At 74.8% G+C, this 18425-nt stretch carries 12 protein-coding genes; 6 read left to right on the top strand and 6 right to left on the bottom strand.

The window, feature by feature from the left end; translation table 11 throughout:
• The first annotated feature begins 62 nt into the window (after window positions 1-62).
• The 5 genes from fhuB to AB0E96_RS06210 all read left to right on the top strand — a co-directional run bounded on the left by fhuB (window position 63) and on the right by AB0E96_RS06210 (window position 6174).
• Entirely contained in the window at window positions 63-2243 is a 2181-nt protein-coding gene (gene fhuB, locus AB0E96_RS06190; RefSeq protein ID WP_359819162.1) for a Fe(3+)-hydroxamate ABC transporter permease FhuB, read from the top strand.
• A gap of 19 nt (window positions 2244-2262) precedes the next feature.
• Entirely contained in the window at window positions 2263-3375 is a 1113-nt protein-coding gene (fes, locus tag AB0E96_RS06195) for an enterochelin esterase (protein WP_359819165.1), read from the top strand.
• A gap of 273 nt (window positions 3376-3648) precedes the next feature.
• Window positions 3649-5010, top strand: a complete 1362-nt coding sequence (locus tag AB0E96_RS06200; protein WP_359819168.1) for an RICIN domain-containing protein — start codon at window positions 3649-3651, stop codon at window positions 5008-5010.
• A gap of 145 nt (window positions 5011-5155) precedes the next feature.
• On the top strand, window positions 5156-5971 hold the full coding sequence (locus tag AB0E96_RS06205; RefSeq protein ID WP_359819170.1) for a helix-turn-helix transcriptional regulator: 816 nt from the start codon (window positions 5156-5158) through the stop codon (window positions 5969-5971).
• Entirely contained in the window at window positions 5968-6174 is a 207-nt protein-coding gene (locus AB0E96_RS06210; protein WP_359819173.1) for a DUF397 domain-containing protein, read from the top strand. Before AB0E96_RS06205 ends, AB0E96_RS06210 begins: the two co-directional genes overlap by 4 nt.
• Here AB0E96_RS06210 and AB0E96_RS06215 read toward each other — a convergent pair.
• From AB0E96_RS06215 to AB0E96_RS06230, 4 genes are all read right to left on the bottom strand, one after another.
• Window positions 6162-6710: a Uma2 family endonuclease gene (locus tag AB0E96_RS06215; RefSeq protein WP_359819176.1), complete on the bottom strand. Its 549-nt coding sequence runs from the start codon at window positions 6708-6710 to the stop codon at window positions 6162-6164. The two genes, AB0E96_RS06210 and AB0E96_RS06215, sit on opposite strands and share 13 nt — an antisense overlap.
• A gap of 71 nt (window positions 6711-6781) precedes the next feature.
• Window positions 6782-8161 (bottom strand): DHA2 family efflux MFS transporter permease subunit, encoded by a 1380-nt coding sequence (locus AB0E96_RS06220; RefSeq protein WP_359819178.1) that lies wholly within the window; start codon window positions 8159-8161, stop codon window positions 6782-6784.
• Window positions 8162-8172: 11 nt separating this feature from the next.
• Window positions 8173-8358 (bottom strand): MbtH family protein, encoded by a 186-nt coding sequence (locus AB0E96_RS06225; protein ID WP_359819181.1) that lies wholly within the window; start codon window positions 8356-8358, stop codon window positions 8173-8175.
• A complete protein-coding gene (locus tag AB0E96_RS06230; RefSeq protein WP_359819184.1) occupies window positions 8355-15863 on the bottom strand; it encodes an amino acid adenylation domain-containing protein in 7509 nt (2502 codons plus the stop codon). Before AB0E96_RS06230 ends, AB0E96_RS06225 begins: the two co-directional genes overlap by 4 nt.
• 119 nt (window positions 15864-15982) lie before the next feature.
• Here AB0E96_RS06230 and AB0E96_RS06235 point away from each other — a divergent pair, with 119 nt between their 5' ends.
• Window positions 15983-17215, top strand: a complete 1233-nt coding sequence (locus AB0E96_RS06235; protein ID WP_359819187.1) for an amidohydrolase — start codon at window positions 15983-15985, stop codon at window positions 17213-17215.
• Window positions 17216-17367: 152 nt separating this feature from the next.
• Here AB0E96_RS06235 and AB0E96_RS06240 read toward each other — a convergent pair whose 3' ends face one another.
• Both AB0E96_RS06240 and AB0E96_RS06245 read right to left on the bottom strand, forming a co-directional pair.
• The gene (locus AB0E96_RS06240; protein WP_359819189.1) at window positions 17368-18120 is read right to left on the bottom strand and encodes an AMP-binding protein; all 753 of its coding nucleotides are present in this window, start codon (window positions 18118-18120) and stop codon (window positions 17368-17370) included.
• Between the two features lie 77 nt (window positions 18121-18197).
• Window positions 18198-18422, bottom strand: a complete 225-nt coding sequence (locus AB0E96_RS06245; protein WP_359819228.1) for a phosphopantetheine-binding protein — start codon at window positions 18420-18422, stop codon at window positions 18198-18200.
• Window positions 18423-18425: the final 3 nt, after the last annotated feature.

Genomic DNA, 18425 nt, shown 5'->3' on the forward strand with positions numbered 1-18425 from the left:
ACAACTCGGCGGGACGGGGGTGCCCCGCGGGACGGGCTCGGCCATTAGGTTAGCCTTACCTTATGACATTGTCGCAAGCCGGCGTCCCCACGGCGCCCCCCGCCACCGCGCCGGACACGCCGCCACCGGGCCGGCGCGGCCGCCCGCCCGAGGGGGCCCGCCCGACCTGGCCTGCCGTCACCGCCGTCGTGGTGCTCCTGCTCGCCCTCGCCGCCCTCTCACTGTCCGTCGGCGCCGGAGAGGTCGGCCCCGGACAGGTGCTGGACTACCTGCTCGACCGCCACGGCGCCCGCGCCGACAGCCGGCTCGCACTGGTCGTCGGCGACCTGCGACTTCCCCGCACCCTCACCGCCCTGCTGGTCGGCGCCGCGCTCGGCGTCGCCGGGGCGCAGCTGCAGTCCGTCACCCGCAACCCGCTCGCCGAGACCGGCCTGCTCGGCGTCAACGCCGGCGCCTCGCTCGGCGTCGTGGTCGGCATCGCCGTGCTCGGCGTACAGACCTCCTTCGGCTACCTCGCCTTCGCCTTCGGCGGCGCGGTGCTCGCCAGCACCGTGGTGCTGCTGGTCGCGAGCACCCGGGGCGGCGGCTCGCCGATGCGCCTGGTGCTCGCCGGCTCCGCGGTCGCGGCGATCTTCCGCGGCCTCACCGACGTCCTCATCGTCAACTCCCCCGAGGCGTACGAGCGGTACCGGGTCTGGGTGCTCGGCTCGCTGGCCGGGGTGGAGGGCTGGACGACACTGCGTCAGCTCGCCCCCGTGCTCGGCGCCGGGTTCCTGCTCGCCGCCCTCACCACCCGGCCGCTGACCGCGCTCGCACTCGGCGACGACCTCGCCCGCGGCCTCGGCCACCGGCCCGGCGCCATCCGGTCCGCCGTCGCCGTCGCTGTCACCCTGCTGACCGCTTCGGCGGTCGCCCTCGCCGGGCCGGTCGCCTTCCTCGGGCTGCTCTCCGGCTTCCTCGCCCGCACCGTCGCCGGCCCCCGGGTCGGCCGGCTCACCGTGCTCGCCGCGCTGTTCGGCGCCGCCGTACTGACCGCCTCGGACGTGCTCGCCCGCGTGGTGGCCCGCCCCTTCGAGGCACCGGTGTCGGTGATCGTCGCACTGATCGGGGCCCCCGCCCTGATCGCGATCGTCCGCTCCCGGCGCTCCGCCGCCCTGGCCATGGGCGATCCGACCGAGTCCGCGCCGGCCGGCCGGCGCCGCGGCGAACCGGCCCCGCCCAAGCCGGACGTGAAGCTGCGCTACGGCGCCTGGTCGCTGCTGCTGCCGCACCGCGCCCTGCTCGCCTCGCTCGGCCTGGCCGCCGCCCTGCTGGCCGCCGTCGTGGTCTCGGCGCACGCCGGCCAGAGCGAACTCGACCTCACCCGGACCTTCCAGGCGGTGTTCGGCTACGGCGACCGGCTGGACGTACTGCTGGTGCAGAAGTTCCGGCTCGGCCGGATCGTCGCCGGGCTGGCCGCCGGGGCCGCCCTCGGCCTGGCCGGCTGCCTCACCCAGACCCTCGCCCGCAACCGCCTGGCCACCCCCGAACTCCTCGGCGTCAACGACGGCGCGACGGCCGCCGTCCTGATCTCCGCCAGCGCCGCGGGCACCTTCGGCGCCTGGTGGGCCGGACCGCTCGGCGCGCTGGTCGCCGTCCTGGTCGTCACCCTGGCCTCCGGCGGGCTCGGCGCGCGCGGCTACCGGGTGCTGGTGGTCGGGCTCGCCATGTCGGCGCTCGCCTCCGCCGTCATCCAGGTCGCGATGGCCCGGCGCTCGCTCAACTCGGCCGGCTCGCTGTACATCTGGACCAACGGCAGCCTCAACGGACGGGACCTCGCCGTCGCCACGCCCGTCCTGATCGGACTGGCGGTGCTGGTGCCGCTCGCGCTGGTGGTGGCCCGACGGCTGGCGGTGCTGCGCTTCGACGACAACGTCGCCTCCGCGCTCGGCGTCGACCCGGGCCGGGTCCGGCTCGCCTGCCTGCTGCTGGCCGTCGCCCTGGCCGGACTGGCCGTAGGCATCTGCGGGCCGGTCGGGTTCGTGGCGCTGGCCGCCCCCGTGATCGCCGGGCGGCTGGCCGGACCCGCCCGGGTGCCGGTGCTCGGCTCGGCACTGACCGGCGCCCTGCTCGTCGTGCTCGCCGACACGCTGGGACGGGTGCTGTTCGCCGGGGTGGAGATCCCCGTCGGCATCGTCACCACCATCCTCGGCGGCCCGTTCCTGCTCTGGGTGCTGCTCGGCCGCAAGGGCAGCCCCGCTTAGGCCTTTTGGAGTCACTGCTGTGGAAACCCCGCTCGTCGCCCTCGACCCCGACGACCCCGCCTACCGCCTCGTCACCCTCACCCACCGGGACGCCGACTGCGACGGCGTGCTCGCACTGCTGCACACCGTCACCGACAAGGACCGCCATGCCGGGGACCTGACACCCCACCTGATGTCCCGCCGGGAGGACGGGACATGGGCGATCACCTACCGGCTGCGCGCCGACCACCGCGCCTCCTACCAGCTGTACCCGTTCCGCGGCGAGGCCCCCGGCACGACCCGCCCCGACTGGCTGCGCGTCCTCGACCGCGCCCTCCCCGACCCGCACGACACCGAGCCCCGGCTGCCCGCCCGCGGCGGCCGCCACCCCTCCTCGGTGCTCAGCCTGCCCGGCGCGCCCGCACAGCCGTACGTGGCGCGGCGCGAGGACGTGCCGCGCGGGCGCACGCTCGCCCGCACCGTGGCCGGGCGACGGGTCGACGTCCACCTCCCGGCGGGGCACGATCCCGGCCGGGGCCCGTACCCGGTCGCGGTGCTGCTGGACGGCGAGATGTGGGGCGAGGTGCTGTCCGTCGGCGACACCCTCGACAACCTCACGGCCGACGGCGAGATCCCGCCCACCGTCGCACTGCTGGTGCACACCCTGGGGCCGGAGCGACCGGACGACCTCAGCTGCAACCCGGCCTTCGTCGACCTCCTCGCCGACCGCCTCCTCCCCTGGGCCGCGGCGGAGTTCGGCGCGAGCACCGACCCGGCCGCCACCGTGATCGCGGGCCAGAGCGCGGGCGGCCTCACCGCCGCCTACGCCGCCTACCGCCGCCCGGAGCGCTTCGGCAACGCCCTCTCCCAGTCCGGCTCCTTCTGGTGGCCCGACGAGACCGAGTTCGACGAGGGCAGCGAATGGCTCACCCGCCGCTTCGCCGCCGAGGAACGGCGCCCGGCCCGCTTCTGGATCGAGGTCGGCCTCCAGGAGTGGATGCTTCTCAGCCAGAACCGCCACCTGCGCGACGTGCTGACCGCACGCGGCTACGACCTCTCCTACCGCGAGTTCAACGGCGGCCACGACTACGCCTGTTGGCGCGGCGGCCTGGCGGACGGACTGGCGGAGCTCCTTCGCCGGCCGGCCGGCTGAAGCGCCCGCCACCTGCGGCGATGCCCCGAGCCCGCGGACGGTCGAATTCGCGACACCCGGCGCCGGACGCCCGATAGGCCGCGACTGTCAATCCTTGCCGTGTACGGACGAACTGTGAAATCCATGGACCCGCCACGGACGACGGGCACGAACCGACTCGGCGTGCCCGTGGTCCGTGGCGGTGGCGCTCTCCCCGGCGCGCGACAGTACGAACCGTTTCCGTCCACCCTGAAAGGGAATGACATGGCGTCGATACGCGCACGGTCCCGCCTGATGCGTGCACTGACCGGGGCGGTGCTCGGAGCCGGCCTGGTGGCCGCCGCCCTCCAGAGCCCCGCCGTCGCCGACGGCAGTGGGTCCCCCGCCGCCGGCCGCCCCGTCGAGCAGACGATCGTGGACGACCACCTGCCCACCGCCGCACCCGCGCAGCCGTCCCTCGCCGCCGCTCCGGCAGCCGCCGCCATCGCCTGCGACGGCAACGGGGTCAACGGAAAGCGGGTCCAGCTCCTCTACGTCCGCGGCGACGCCACCGCCGACCGCTACGACCAACTGGTGCCCGAGTTCCGCACCCGCGTCGACCACCTCAACGCCCGCTACGCGCGCACCTCGGACGCCCTCGGCGGCCACCGCGCGATCCGGTTCGTCCAGAACCCGTCCACCTGCGAGCCGGTCGTCGAGCGGGTCGTCATCCCGCAGAGCGCGGTCAACGGCGGCGAGGGCGCGGTCCACGACGAGCTGGCCCGCCGCGGCTACAACAACAACGACCGCAAGTACCTGACCTGGGTGGAGTCCACCACCTGCGGCCTCGCCTGGGGCGGTGGCGGCGGGGACGACCGGCCCGGCCAGGACAACCCCGCCACCGGCACCGGCATCGTCCTCGTCGGCATCAACGGCTGCTGGGACAACCGCGACGTCGACGTGCACGAGCTCACCCACACCCTCGGCGCCGTCAAGCCGTCGGCCAAGTACTCGACCAGCAGGGGTCACTGCTACGTCAACGGCGACCTGCTCTGCTACGACGACGGCGGCATCCCCAGCCCGCCCGGCACCATGATCGACGCCGAACCGGACTGCCACCCCGGCGCCGGCTGGATCGACTGCACCCACGACATGTACTTCAACCCCAACCCGGCGCCCGGCAGTTACCTCGCCTCCCACTGGAACGTCGCGAACAGCCCGTACCTGATCGCGGGTCCCGCCCCGACGCTGCCGACCACCAACGTCACCATCGTCAACGCCCGCACCGGTTTCGCCGCCGACGTCGACCACTCGCAGACCACCGACGGCACCCGGGTGATGTCCTGGGCCTACTCGACGGGCGACCGCGCCGAACGCTGGAACCTGGAGCGCCTGTCCGACGGCCGCTACCGGATCACCCCGGTCCTGAACACCGGCTCGTCGCTCGACGCCAACAACGACCGCTCCCGGACCGTCGACGGCACCAGCTACTTCGCCCAACTGTGGGGCTACGCCGGCACCGACAACCAGAAGTGGACCCTGCGGTCCGTCGGCAGCGGAAAGTACGAGATCGTCGGCGCCGACGGCGGCTGCCTCACCAGCAGCACCCAGGGCGTCGTCCTCGGCGTCTGGCAGTGCACCGGCGACGACAACCAGCGCTGGCGCGTCTCCGCCTGATCCGCCACGCGTGACACCTGACCGCCGGCCCGGCCCCCGCCGGGCCGGCGGTCACCCGGGGGGATGGTTTCGGGCTGATTCGCGTACCCCCAGGCCATCGGGCGTCTAGCGTCGAACTTCGCATCGATCGGCCTGGAGGTACCCCTTGAACGCGTCCTCGCCCGCCACGCCGCCGCCCATGTCGTGGCGGTACTGCGGCAACCAGATCAAGCTGTGGCGGACGCGTGCCGGCGTCAGCAGGGAGGCCCTGGCGCAGGAGGCCGGGTACAGCATCGAGAGCCTGCGGTCGATGGAGGCGGGGCGACGCAAGCCGTCCGTGCACATGTTGCAGGTGGCGGACGACATGTGCGGCGCGAAGGGGATCCTCGCAGCGGGAGAGCAGTATCTGAAGCCCGAGAAATACCCCCACTTCGCTGAGGACTTCATGCGGTACGAGGTCGCCGCCATCGTCCACAGCTCGTACGAGAATCAGCTCATCCCGGGACTGCTTCAGACCGAGGAGACCGTTCGATCGCTCCTGCACGCACACTGGCCACCCATGGACGACGAAACCGTCGAGGAACGCGTCGCTGCTCGTCTACAACGGCAGGAACTGCTGAAGACCCAGACCAAATCGTTCAACTTCCTGATCGAAGAGCACGTGCTGCGACGCCCGATCGGGAGCATCGACCAGCAGCGTCGCCAACTCCTCCACCTGCTCGCCAGCGGGAAGCCTCGCCACATCGCGGTTCAGGTGGTGCCGGACACAGGAGCCCACCCTGGTCTCAACGGGCCCTTCGTGCTGCTTGAGACGCCCGAACATGACCGTCTCGCATATGAAGAAGGCCAATCGATGGGACTACTCTCCTCGGAGCCGGACAAGGTCAACCAGCTCTGCCAGCGGCATGAAATGATCCTCAGGAAGGCCCTCACCCCCGAGGCCTCGGCGGAGTTCATCAGCAAGCTCGCGGAGGAACTATGAGCACCGAACTGGCCTGGTTCAAGTCCAGCCACAGCGGGACCGAAGGCGGAAACTGCGTCGAGGTCGCCTCCGCCAAGGGCACGGTCCATGTGCGGGATTCCAAGGACAGGACCGGCCCTCAGCTCGACTTCACCGCCGAAGCCTGGGCCGACTTCATCGGCTTCGCTCAGAACAGCGGTCCCGAACTTGGTCAGTTCCGGTAAGGGACCAGCCGGGCCAGGTCCAACTCGAAGTCGAACGGCGCGGGGATCCGGATCTTCTCGCCGAACTCCCGCTCCGTCCGGGTGTGGTAGCGGTCGCGGTTGGGCTCGGAGAACAGCGTCACCGTCTTCTGGCGCGGGTCCACGATCAGGTAGAGCGGGAAGCCCATCCGCGGGTAGTCGCGGACCTTCCCGCTCCAGTCGTTGTCGGGGTTGGACGGCGAGACGATCTCGACCGCGATCAGCGCCAGTTCGGCGGGGATCTCCCGGCCCAGCTCGATGACGTCCTCGGGCAGGTACGTGAGGTCGGGGTTGCGGACGGATCCGACCTCGGGCGAGGAGAGGTCGCTGTTCCCGGTCGGGAAGTACCCGGCCGGGCAGTGCGCCTCGAACTGGCGTTGGACGATCGCCAGATTGAGCTGATGGATCGACGACGGTGGCGTCTGCACCACGATGACGTCGCCGGACAGCTCGACCTTGTAGCCGTCCGGCAGGCTGCGGCGGGCCTCTTCGAGCAGACGATACTGCTCAGGGTTCATGCGCTCTCCTCCGATGCTCCGACCACCGTACGACAGTCGGAGCACCGGAGGCGCCACGGTCCGCTCCGCCGTCAGTCCTCCGGCGGAGGGCCCGGGGCCTCGGCGGGGAGGCGGCGGGCCAGGAGGGCGCCGGCGGCGACCAGGGCGGCGGTGAGCAGGAGGGCGAGGCGGTAGGGCCCGGCGGCGGTGCCGTCGCCGAGCGCGCCGATCAGCGCGGCGGTGGCCGCGATGCCGAGGGCGCCGCCGAGGGTGCGCAGGATGGTGAACAGGCCCATCGCGCGGCCCATGGCGGGGCCGGGGACATCGGCGAAGCCGGCGATCTGGACGGTGAGCACGGCGGTGCCCAGGATCAGGCCGACGCCGAACATCAACGCCCTGACCGCCCACGGGTTCTCCGCGAAGCCGAGCGCGGCCAGCACCGCCGCCGCGAGCAGCAGCGCGGGCAGCGCGAGGCGGCGCGGGCCTAGGCGGGGCAGCAGGCGGTCCACCACCTGTGAGGCGGCCATCAGGCCGATCGCCTCCGGGAAGACGCTCAGCCCGGCGTCCAGGGCGGTGGCACCGCGCGCCGCCTGGTAGAGCAGCGGCAGCACGAACAGCGCGCCCATCAGCCCGGCCGAGGTCAGCAGGGCCAGCCAGCTCGCCGCGCCGAAGGTGCGGTCGGCGAGCAGCCGCAGGTCCACCAGCGGTTCGGTGGAGCGCAGTTGGTGCCGGACAGCGGCGCCCAGCAGTGCCAGGCCGAGCATCCCGCCGAGGGCCACGCCCGGGGAGGTCCAGCCGTGCGCCGGACCGAAGCCCAGGGCGTAGGTCAGCAGGCCGAGGCCGGGGGTGGCGAGCAGGAACCCGGTGGTGTCGAAGCGCCCGGCCGGGGGCTCCTGTTCACCGCGAAGGCCGACCAGCCCGATGAGGACCGCGGCCGCCCCGATCGGCACGTTGACCAGGAACAGCCAGTGCCAGGACAGGTGTTCGGTGAGGAAGCCGCCGAGCGGCGGCCCGAGGGCGGGCATCAGCGCGGTCGGGACGATCAGGATGCGGCCCAGGCCGGCCCGCTCGTGCGGGGCGAAGGCCCGGAACAGCAGGGTCATCCCGACCGGGGTGAGCAGCCCGCCGGCCACGCCCTGGACGGCCCGGGCGGCCGACAGCGTGCCCAGGCCGGGCGCCGCCGCGCAGAGCGCGGAGGCGAGGGTGAAGACGGCGAGGGCCCCGAGGAAGATCCGCTTGACGCCGTACCGGTCGCCGAGCCAGCCGGCCACCGGCAGACCGAGGGCGAGGCCGACCAGGAACGCGGTCTCCACCGCGTTGGCCGCCGAGACGGGCCGGCCGAAGTCCTCGGCGATGCTGAACAGCGCCGGGTTGACGATGGTCGAGTCCAGGCCGTTCATGCACATCGCGGCGGTGTAGACGACCACCACCGCGGCGCGCCCCGCGAACAGGGGGCGCGCCGGGGACTCCACCGGTGGAGGCGTCACAGGGTGGTCCAGTGGGTGCTGATCCACTCCAGGGCGGCGGCTCGCTCGCACGGGCCGTGGGCGACGCTCCAGCCGGCCGGGACGGCGGCGAAGGCGGGCCACAGGGAGTGCTGCCCCTCGGGGTTGACGAGCGCGAGGAACTCGCCGTCGGTGTCGAAGGGGTTGGCGGGGGCGTCGCTCATCGGTGGTCTTCTCCATCGTGGGTCGTGCGCGGGTCGGCGGCGGAATGTTCGGCGGCGGAATGTTCGGCGGTGGGGTGGTCGACGGGATGTTCGGCGAGGTGGTCGGCGATCACGCTCGCGATGTGCGCGATCGGGGCGGGCAGGGTCATGTCCTTGTGGGAGCAGGCCACGTCGGTGTTGGCGATCCGGCCGGAGACGTACGGCTCCCAGAGCTCGGGCACCAGGGTGTCGTCGATGGTGTCGACGGTGGCGCGGAAGAACAGCACGTCGCCCTCGAAACGGCGGTGGTCGTAGCCGCGCACCAGGTGGTTGGTGTTGAGGTAGATCTCGTTCAGCGCGGCCACCGTGGCCTCGTCCAGACCGGCGAGCGGGCTGCCCTCGCGGCGCAACACCTCGGTGACGGCGCCGAGTTCGAGCGGCCGGCCGGCCAGGTCCTCGGGCCCGAAGCCGCCCATGGTGAGCAGTGCCTCCAGCGCCTCGGCCTGGTCGGGCACGGGCAGCTCGCGGAAGCCCTCGGCCGGGTAGGCGTCCAGGATCGCGAGCAACTCGACCTCGTGGCCCAGCTCCTGGAGCCGGACGGCCACCGCGTGCGCGATGATCCCGCCGGTGGACCAGCCGAGCAGCCGGTACGGCCCCGCGGGCTGGACCTCGCGCAACCGGTCGGCGTAGTGCGCGGCCAGCTCCTCCAGCGTCGCGGGCAGCGGGAGTCCGGCCGTCGCGGCGCCGACGCCCTGCGCCTGGAGGCCGTAGATCGGCACCTCGCCCGGCAGGTTGCGGATCAGCCCGGTGTAGCACCAGCTGAGGCCGCCGGCCGGGTGGACGGCGAACAGCGGCCGCCGCCGGCCGGGGGCGACGGGCCGCAGCGGGAGCAGCACGTCCAGGGCGTCGGTGTCCGGCGCGCCCGCCGTGAGGGCGGCCTCCAGGGCGGCCACGGTGGACGCCTGGAACAGCGCGCCGATGCCGACCTCCAGTCCGAGCACCTCGCGGATCCGCCCGGCGAGCCGCACGACCAGCAGGGAGTGCCCGCCGAGCGCGAAGAAGTCGTCCTCGACGCCGACCGCGGCCACGCCCAGCACCTCGGCGAACAGTTCGCACAGCTGCTGCTCGCGCGGGGTGCGCGGCGGGCGGCCGGCTCCCGCCGCCGGCGCCTCGGGGGCGGGCAGGGCGCGGCGGTCGAGCTTGCCGTTGGCGGTCAGCGGGAGGCGGTCGAGCAGGACGACGGCGGAGGGCACCATGTGGGCGGGCAGTTCGACGGCCGCGTGGGCGCGCAGTTCCTCCGGCGAGGTGCCGGCGGCCACCGCGTAGCCGACCAGCCGCTTGTCCCCCGCCACGTCCTCGCGGACCACCACCGCGGCGTCGGCGACGGCCGGGTGGGCGGCCAGCACCGCCTCGATCTCGCCGAGTTCGATCCGGAACCCGCGCAGCTTGACCTGCTGGTCGGCCCGGCCGAAGTACTCCAGCACACCGTCGGCGCGGCGGCGGGCGAGGTCCCCGGAGCGGTACATCCGGGTGCCGCGCTCGCCGAACAGCTCGGCGTACGGGTCGGCGACGAAACGGGTGGCGGTCAGTTCGGGACGGCCGAGATAGCCGCGGGCCAGTCCCGCCCCGGCCACGTACATCTCGCCGGTGACGCCGGGCGGCACGGGCTGGAGGTGCTGGTCGAGGACGTAGACCCGCAGGTCCGGGATGTTGACGCCGATGGTGCTGCTGCTCCCGGCGGCGGCGGTCGCCCGGTCGAGGGCGATGTACGAGACGTGCACGGTGGTCTCGGTGATGCCGTACATGTTGACCAGGGTGGGCGCGTCCTCGGCGTGCCGGTCGTACCAGTCGTCCAGCCGGGCCAGTTCGAGCGCCTCGCCGCCGAACACCACGTAGCGCAGGGCGAGTTCGCTGCCGGGGCGGTCCCGGTCGGCGGCGCTGAGCTGGTAGAAGGCGGACGGCGTCTGGTTGAGCACGGTGACCCGCTCGCGGGCGAGCAGCTCCAGGAAGGCCGCCGGGTCCCGGCTGACCAGGTGCGGGACGACGACCAGCCGCCCGCCGTGCAGCAGCGCGCCCCACAGCTCCCAGACGGAGAAGTCGAAGGCGTAGGAGTGGAACAGCGTCCACACGTCCTCGGCACCGAAGCCGAACCAGTGGTCGGTGGCACCGAACAGCCGGACGACGTTGCGGTGGGTGACCGGCACGCCCTTGGGGCGGCCCGTCGAGCCGGAGGTGTAGATGACGTAGGCGGTGTCCTCGGCGCGCAGCGGGCGGGTGCGCTCGTGCTGCGCCAGCGGGGCGGCCGGGAAGGCGGCGGACTCGGGCCCGTCGACCAGGAGTTGCCGCACCTCGTGGGCGGGCAGTCGGGGTGCGGTGTCCCGGTCGGTGAGCAGGGCGGCCGGGGCGGCGTCGGCCAGCATGTAGGCGAGCCGGTCGGCGGGGTAGTCGGGGTCGAGCGGCAGGTACGCGGCCCCGGACTTGGCCACCGCCAGCAGGGCGACGACGAGTTCGAGCGAGCGCGGCAGAGCGAGCGCGACGATGGTGCCGGGGCCGATGCTCTCGGCGGCCAGCAGCCGGGCCAACCGGTCGGAACGGGAGGCGAGTTCGGCGTAGTCGAGCTGCTGCTCCCGGAAACTGACCGCGATGGAGCCGGGGTTGGCGTCGGCCGCCGCCTCGAACAGCTCGGGGAGGGTCGCGTTCGGGTTCTCCGGGGCGACGGGGGTTCCGGCGTCGGCCAGGGTTCCGGCGTCGGCCGGGGTTCGGGGCTCGGCCGGGGCGCCGCCGTTCCACGCGACCAGTGCGCGCAGCCGCTCCTCCTCGCCGATCAGCGGAAGCCGGCCGATCGCGGTGTCGGGGGCGCTCGCGGCGGCGGTGAGCAGCCTGGTCAGGCGCTCCCCCAGGGCAGCCGCGGTGGCGGCGTCGAAGAGGTCGGTGCGGTACTCCAGGAAGCCGCCGATGCCGCCGCCGGTCAGTTCACCGGCGTTGAGGGTGAGGTCGAACTTGGCGGTCCCGCTGGGGATCGCGGCGATGTCGGCGGTGAGGCCGCCGCCCAGGGCGATCCGCTCGTCCGGGCGGCTCTGCCAGGCGAGCATCACCTGGAACAGCGGGTGGCGGGCGAGCGAGCGGGCCGGGTTGAGCTCCTCGACCAGGCGGTCGAAGGGCAGCTCGGCGTGCTCGTGCGCGGCGAGCACGGTGGCCCGGACGCGGGCCAGCAGTTCGCGGAAGCTCGGGTCGCCGGACGTGTCGGTGCGCAGCACCACCGAGTTGACGAAGTAGCCGACCAGTGCGGCGCTCTCCTCGTCCTCGCGGCCGGCCACCGGAGTGCCGACCGGGATGTCGGTGCCCGCGCCGTGCCGGGTGAGCAGGGCGGCGAGCCCGGCCTGGACGGCCATGAAGACGGTGCTGTCGGCGGCCCGGGCGAGCCCGGCCAGGGCGGCGTGCGCCTCGGGGCCGAGCGCGAAGGGCACGGTGGCGCCCTGGTGGCCCGCGACGGCCGGGCGCGGACGGTCCAGCGGCAGTTCCAGCTGGTCGGGCAGTCCGGCGAGCGCGGTGCGCCAGTGCTCCGCCTGCCGGACGGCCAGCGGGCTGGGCTCGTCGGCGGTTCCGATCCGCTCCCGCTGCCAGGCCGCATGGTCGGCGAACTGGACGGCGAGTTCGGGGAGTTCGGGGGCGCGACCGGCGACCCTGGCGGTGTAGGCGGCGGCCAGGTCGCGCAGCAGCGGGGTGGTGGAGGCGCCGTCGCTCGCGATGTGGTGGAGCAGCAGGAGCAGGGTGTGCCGCTGCGCGCCGTCGGCGGACGCGGCGGACGCGGCGGACGCATCGGCACCGGCGGCACCGACGGCTTCGACGGCTTCGACGGCACCGGCGAACAGGGTGGCGCGCAGCGGAGCTTCGGCGGTCAGGTCGAAGGCGTACCGGACGGAACCGGCCAAGTCGCCGCTCCCGTCGTGCAGTTCGATGCCCGAAGGGGCCAGGATGCGCTGGTACGGCGTGCCGTCCGGCTCCTCCCCATAGACCGTGCGCAGGACTTCGTGCCGGGAGACGAGGTCGCCGAGGGCGAGGACGAGCGCGCCGCGGTCCAGCGGGCCGGTGAGGGTGAGCACCAGCGGGATGTTGTAGGTGGGGCTGGGGCCTTCGAGGCGGTGCAGGAACCAGAGGCCGCGCTGGGCGGGCGAGAGCGGCATCCGCTCCGTGCGCGGCACCGGCACCGGGGCGGAGCGGCGCTCGGCCTCCCCGCCGGCCCGGAGGTGGGCGGCGAGCCCGGCCGGGGTCGGCTGCCGGAACACGTCGGCGAAGCCGACCGGGGCGGCGAAGGTGTCGCGCAGCCTCGCGGCCAGGCGTCCGGCGAGCAGCGAGTGGCCGCCGAGGTCGAAGAAGGAGGCCTCCCGGCCGGGCGCCCGGGACAGGCCGAGGACCTCGGCGAACAGGCCGCAGACCAGTTCCTCCTCGGGCGTGGCGGGCGCCTCGCCCTCGGTGGTCGCGGCCGGCTCCGGCAGGGCGCGGTGGTCGAGCTTGTCGTGGGCGGTGCGCGGGAGTTCGTCCAGCAGCAGGACGGCCGCCGGGACCATGTGCGCGGGCAGCCGGGCGGCGAGCGCGGCGCGCAGCCCCTCCGGGTCGGGGGCGCTGCCGGCTTCCGGGACGGCGTAGCCGAGCAGGCGCTTGCCCTGCGGACCGGGCCGGGCGATCACCACGGCCTGGGCGACGCCTGGCAGTTCGGCGAGGACGGCGGCGATCTCGCCGGGTTCGATCCGGAATCCGCGGATCTTCACCTGGTCGTCGGCCCGGCCGAGGAACTCCAGGGTGCCGTCCGGACGGCGCCGGGCGAGGTCGCCGGTGCGGTACATCCGGCCGCCGGGCGGCCCGAAGGGGTCGGCGAGGAAGCGCTCGGCGGTGAGGTCGGGGCGGCCGAGGTAGCCGCGGGCCAGGCAGGCGCCGGCGACGTACAGTTCGCCGGTGACGCCGTCGGGCGCGGGGCGCAGCGAGCCGTCCAGGACGTAGGCGCGCGAGCCGCGCACCACCCGGCCGCGCGGGGCGCCGTCCGGGCCCGGGATCCAGGCGTAGGCGTCCACGGTGGTCTCGGTCGGGCCGTAGAGGTCGACCGGGTGGAGGCCGGGGACGGCGGCCAGGCGCTGCCAGAGGGCGGGCGGGGTGGCCTCGCCGCCGACCACGAGGACGGACGGGCGGTGCCGGCCCTCGTCCAGGATGCCTTCGGCGAGCAGGACTTCGAGGTAGGAGGGGGTGAGGTCGAGGTAGTCGATGCGCTCGCGGTCGAGGTGGGCGGCGAGCGCGGCCGGGTCGCGGTAGGTGGCGTCGTCCAGCAGGTGGAGCTCGTGGCCGTGGACCATCCAGAGCACCGGGTCCCAGGAGGCGTCGAAGGCGAACGAGGCGCTGTGGGCGACGCGCAGCCGGTCCCGGCCGGTGCGGCGCACGGCGGGGGCGATGTGGTCCTCGCCCAGGCCGGCGTACAGGTTGGCCAGCGAGGCGTGGGTGACCACCACGCCCTTGGGGCGGCCGGTGGAGCCCGAGGTGTGCAGCACGTAGGCGGGCTGGTGCGGGGCGGGCGCGGGCGGAGCGCCGTCGGGCCCGCGTCCGCTCACGTCGCCGGGCTCGCGGCCGGACTCCTCGCCGGCCGCGTCCGGTCGGACGGTGGGCAGGCCGTCGGGCAGGTCGAGGCCGGCGATGGCCTCGGCGGTGCCGATCGCGCAGACGGGGCGGGCGTCGGCCAGCACGGCGGCGAGGCGCTGCGCGGGGTGGGCGAGGTCGAGGGAGACGCAGGCGCCGCCCGCCTTGAGGACGGCGAGCATCGCGACCAGGGTGTCGGTGCCGCGCGGCAGCGCGATCGCGACCGGCGCGCCGGCCCGGACGCCGAGGGCGGTCAGCCGGTGGGCAAGGCGGTCGGCGGCGGTGTCGAGCTGCCGGTAGGTCAGCGCGGCCCGGCCGGAGCGGACGGCCACCGCGTCGGGGGTGCGGGCGGCCTGATTGGCGAACAGCTCGGGGACGGTCCGTTCGACCGGGGGCTCGGTGCGGCCTTCGGTGGCGCGGCGCAGGCCGTCCCGGTCGAGCAGGTCGATCCGGGCGATCGGCGCCCGCGGGTCGGTGAGCAGGAGGTCGGCGAGGGCGTCGAGGTAGCGCAGCAGGCCGTCGCGGTGGGCGGCGAGGGCGGCGGCACCGTAGCGGGCCGGATCGGCGTCGATGACCAGGCGCAGCGCGCCGTCCGGGCCGGGCGAGACGTTCAGGGCGAGGTCGTCGACCGGGCCGGCGGCGAGGTTGCGGACGGTGCCGGGCAGCCCGGCCAGGTCGAGGTCGTTCTCGAAGGCCTTGATGTTGACCATCGGGCCGAACAGGGAGCGGCGGTCGCCGGTGCGGCCGAGGTCGCGGCGCAACTCCTCCAGCGGGTAGCGCTGGTGGCGGCGGACGGCGCGCAGCTCGCGGACCACGGCGCGCAGCAGGGCCTCGGCGCTGTCGGCGGGGCGGACGGCGAGGCGCAGCGGGAGCACGTTGGCGGCGGCGACGGGGGTGCGCAGGGCGGCCGGGCCGCGGCGGTTGGCGAGCGGCAGGCCGAGGACGACGTCCTGGGTGCCGGCGGTGCGGTGCAGGTAGCCGGCCGCGGCGGCGAGCAGCAGCTCGGCCCAGGTGGCCCGGACGGTGTCGGCGGCGCGCTCCAGGCGCTCACGGGTGCCGGCGGGCAGTTCGGCGGTGAGGCGGATCGGGGCACCGGACGCGGCGCTCCGGTCGCCGTCGGCGGGCTCGGGGGTGCCCGGCAGGGCGGCCGGGGTGTCGGCGTCGGCCATCCGGGCGGCCCAGTGGGCGCGGTCGGCCTCGTACTGCGCGCTCGCCCGGTACTCGGCCTCCTCCGCGGCGGCCTCGGCGAGTCCGGCGAAGGGGTTCGGCGCGGGCTCGGCGCCGGCGACCGCGGCGGTGTGGAGGGCGGCGACCCGGTCGCCGAGGAGCGTCAACGCGTAGGCGTCGACGGCGAGGTGGTGGATGCGGCGGTACCAGAGCCGACGGTCCTCGGCGAGCCGGATCAGCGCGTGGGTGAACAGCGGGCCCTCGGCGAGGTCGGCCGGGCGGGCGAGGTCGGCACGCATCCAGGCTTCGGCCTCGGCCGCCGGGTCGTCGGCGGCGCGCAGGTCGAGGCGGTGCAGCGGCCAGCGGCGGCCGGGGCGCAGCCGCTGGCGGGGCGTGCCGTCCGGGCCGGTGACGACGACGGCGCTCAGCGCCTCCGCCTCCTCCACCGCCTGCCGCAGCGCCTTTTCGAACCGGTCCTCGTCGAGCGGACCGGTGATCTCGACGGCGTCGCCGGTGTTGTAGACCGGGCTCGCGGGGTCGAGGGCCTGGGCGTACCAGATGGCGGCCTGGGCGGCGAGCAGGGGGACGTCGGCGGCCTCGCCGTCGGCGGTCCGACCGTCACCGGCCGGGCTGTCGGCAACCGGCTTGTCACCGGCCGGGCTGTCACCGGCCGGACTGTCGGCGGCCGGACTGTCGGCGATCTGGCTGTCGGCGATCTGGGTTTCGACGGCAGGCATGGGGTGGAGAGCTCCTCGGGGATCCGGAACGCCTTACTTAGGTTAGCCTAATCTAACCTCATATGATCTGGTCAACGGCCCCGCGAGGCCGGGCCCCTGACAGTCCGGAGACGTCACCCATGACCCCGACCGAGCCGCGCACCCCTCCCGCCGAGGCCAAGCAGGCCGTGCACGACCGCGTCCACACCCACCGGGACGAGCTGCTCGCGCTCAGCCGACGCATCCACGCCCACCCCGAGACCGCCTTCGAGGAACACCTGGCGGCCGCCTGGTGCGCCGAACTGCTGCGCGCGCACGGGTACTCGGTCACCGCGCCCGCACACGGCCTGGCCACCGCCTTCGACGCGCGCCTCGGCACCGGACCGGTCACCGTCGCACTGGTCTGCGAGTACGACGCGCTGCCCGGGCTCGGCCACGCCTGCGGACACAACCTGATCGCCGCCGCCGGGGTCGGCGCGGCGCTGGGGCTCGCCCCGCTCGCGGACCGGCTCGGGCTCACCGTGCGAGTGATCGGCGCGCCCGCCGAGGAACGCGGGGCGGGCAAGGCCCTGCTGCTGGAGGCCGGGGCGTTCGACGGGGTGGACGCGGCCATGATGGTCCACCCCTGCCCCGTCGAGGTCGCCGACTTCCGCTCCTTCGCCCTCGGCACGCTGTCCGTCCGCTACACCGGGCGCGCCGCCCACCCGAGCCTCGACCCCCACCGGGGGCGCAACGCCGCCGACGCGCTCACCGTCGCCCAGGTCGCGATCGGGCTGCTGCGCCAGCAACTCCCGCCGCAGTGGCGGGTGCACGGCATTACCACGGCGGCCGGAACGGCGCCGAACCTGATCCCTGACAGCGCGAGCGCCGAGTACGAGATCCGGGCCTCGGCGGCCGAGGACCTCACCGAACTGCGCTCCCGGGTCGAGGCCTGCTTCCGTGCCGGAGCCCTCGCCACCGGCTGCGAGGTGGAGTTGACCCGGCCCGAGCCGGACTACCTGGACATGCGGTCCGACCCCCGGCTGCTGACGCTGTGGCGGGCCAACGCGGCGGCGCTCGGCCGGCCGGAACCGGTCGAGAGCGGTCCGTTCGCCTGCACCGACATGGGGAACGTGTCGCACGCGGTGCCGTCGATCCACCCGGTGCTGGACATCACCGGCGGCGCCTGCGCCCCGCACGAGGAGGCGTTCGCGGAGGCGGCGCTGGGCGCGGAGGCGGAACGGGCGCTACTGGACGGCGCGATGGCGATGGCGTGGACCGCGGTGGACCTGGCGGTGCAGACGGCGGCAGCGGACCAGGCGGCGGGCCCGGCGGACCGGGCGGCGGCGCGGCCGGCGGCGGCCCCGGAAGGGGAGGTGGCCGGGTCGCGCTGACCGACGGGTGACAGCCGACAACTTTCAGCGAACAGATGATGAAATCTGTTCGCTGACATCTGTTCGCCGAAAGTTGTCATCCGAACGTCGCCCGCTGTCCGCCGTGCGCCGACCAGCGGCAGACGCAAGCGGCAGGCGGCCGGCGGCCGGCCTCACCCGCCGAGCAGAGCCTCCGGTGCCACCCGTACCGCCGTGACGCCCAGCTCCCGCACCAGCGCCCCGATCTCACCCTCCTGCCACGGATCGGCGAGCACCACCGCGGCGCCCGTCCGCAGCGGCCACAGGTACTCCCAGAGCGGCAGGCCCAGCTGCAGCACCCGGTCGCCCGGGCCGAGCGGGTGGGCCGCCTGGAGCTCGCGCACCCGGCGGTCCGCCTCCGCGTGGGTGAGCCGGACGGCGGTCGGGCGCCCGCCCGGGCCGTACCCGACGCAGAGCAGGTGCTGCGGGGTGAGCGCCCGGGGCGGGTCGGTCGGCAGTTCGCCGTCCGTCTCCAGCCCGGCCGGCGCCCCCGGCACCTCCTCCCCCAGCACCCAGACCGGCGCGTTCTCCGCGAGCAGCCGCTCCCGGCGCCCGGGGGTGTCCGTCGGGTCCAGCGGAAGGTACGCCGCGCCCGACTTCGCCACCGCCAGCAGCGCCGTCACCAGTTCCACCGGACGGCTCGGGCCCGCCAGGCCGACCACCGCACCCGGACGTGCCCCACGACGGGCCAGGGCGCGCGCCAGCCGGTTGGCCGAGGCGTTCAACTCCCGGTAGCTGACGGTCTCCCCGCCCGCGAGCAGCAGCGCCGGCGCGTCCGGCGTCCGCGCCGCCTGCGCCTCGACCGGCCCCACCACGGTGGTCGCCGGGTACCGCGCCGCACGGCTGGGCAGCGGAGGCAGCTCGGGCAGCGCGGGCGCTTCCGCCACCGTCCGCACCGTCGGTGCCGTCGGCAGCGCCGTCCCGCGGACCGCGTCCCGGACCGCCCCGCCCGCCCCCGCCGCCATCACGCCGCGCCCAGCAGCTCGGCCCAGGCCTCGATCGCAGGGCGCTCCGCGAGCTGGACGAACGCCACGTCGGCGCCCTCCTCCCGCCAGCGCCCCGCGAGGGCCATCAGCCGTACGGAGTCCAGCCCCCAGTCGACCAGGTTCTCGTCCAGCGGGATCTCCGCCGGGTCCTCGCCGAGCAGGTCGGCGACCTCGGCCCGGATCCGCTCCACCGTGAAGCCCACGCC

Source organism: Kitasatospora sp. NPDC036755 (assembly GCF_040636595.1).
Lineage (GTDB): Bacteria > Actinomycetota > Actinomycetes > Streptomycetales > Streptomycetaceae > Kitasatospora.

Excerpts from the sequence above, each read along its gene's own strand:
- fhuB (WP_359819162.1), top strand. The coding sequence starts at position 63 with ATGACATTGTCGCAAGCCGGCGTCCCCACGGCGCCCCCCGCCACCGCG.
- AB0E96_RS06200 (WP_359819168.1), top strand. The coding sequence starts at position 3,649 with ATGCGTGCACTGACCGGGGCGGTGCTCGGAGCCGGCCTGGTGGCCGCC.
- AB0E96_RS06210 (WP_359819173.1), top strand. The coding sequence starts at position 5,968 with ATGAGCACCGAACTGGCCTGGTTCAAGTCCAGCCACAGCGGGACCGAA.
- AB0E96_RS06215 (WP_359819176.1), bottom strand. The coding sequence starts at position 6,710 with ATGAACCCTGAGCAGTATCGTCTGCTCGAAGAGGCCCGCCGCAGCCTG.
- AB0E96_RS06225 (WP_359819181.1), bottom strand. The coding sequence starts at position 8,358 with ATGAGCGACGCCCCCGCCAACCCCTTCGACACCGACGGCGAGTTCCTC.
- AB0E96_RS06230 (WP_359819184.1), bottom strand. The coding sequence starts at position 15,863 with ATGCCTGCCGTCGAAACCCAGATCGCCGACAGCCAGATCGCCGACAGT.
- AB0E96_RS06235 (WP_359819187.1), top strand. The coding sequence starts at position 15,983 with ATGACCCCGACCGAGCCGCGCACCCCTCCCGCCGAGGCCAAGCAGGCC.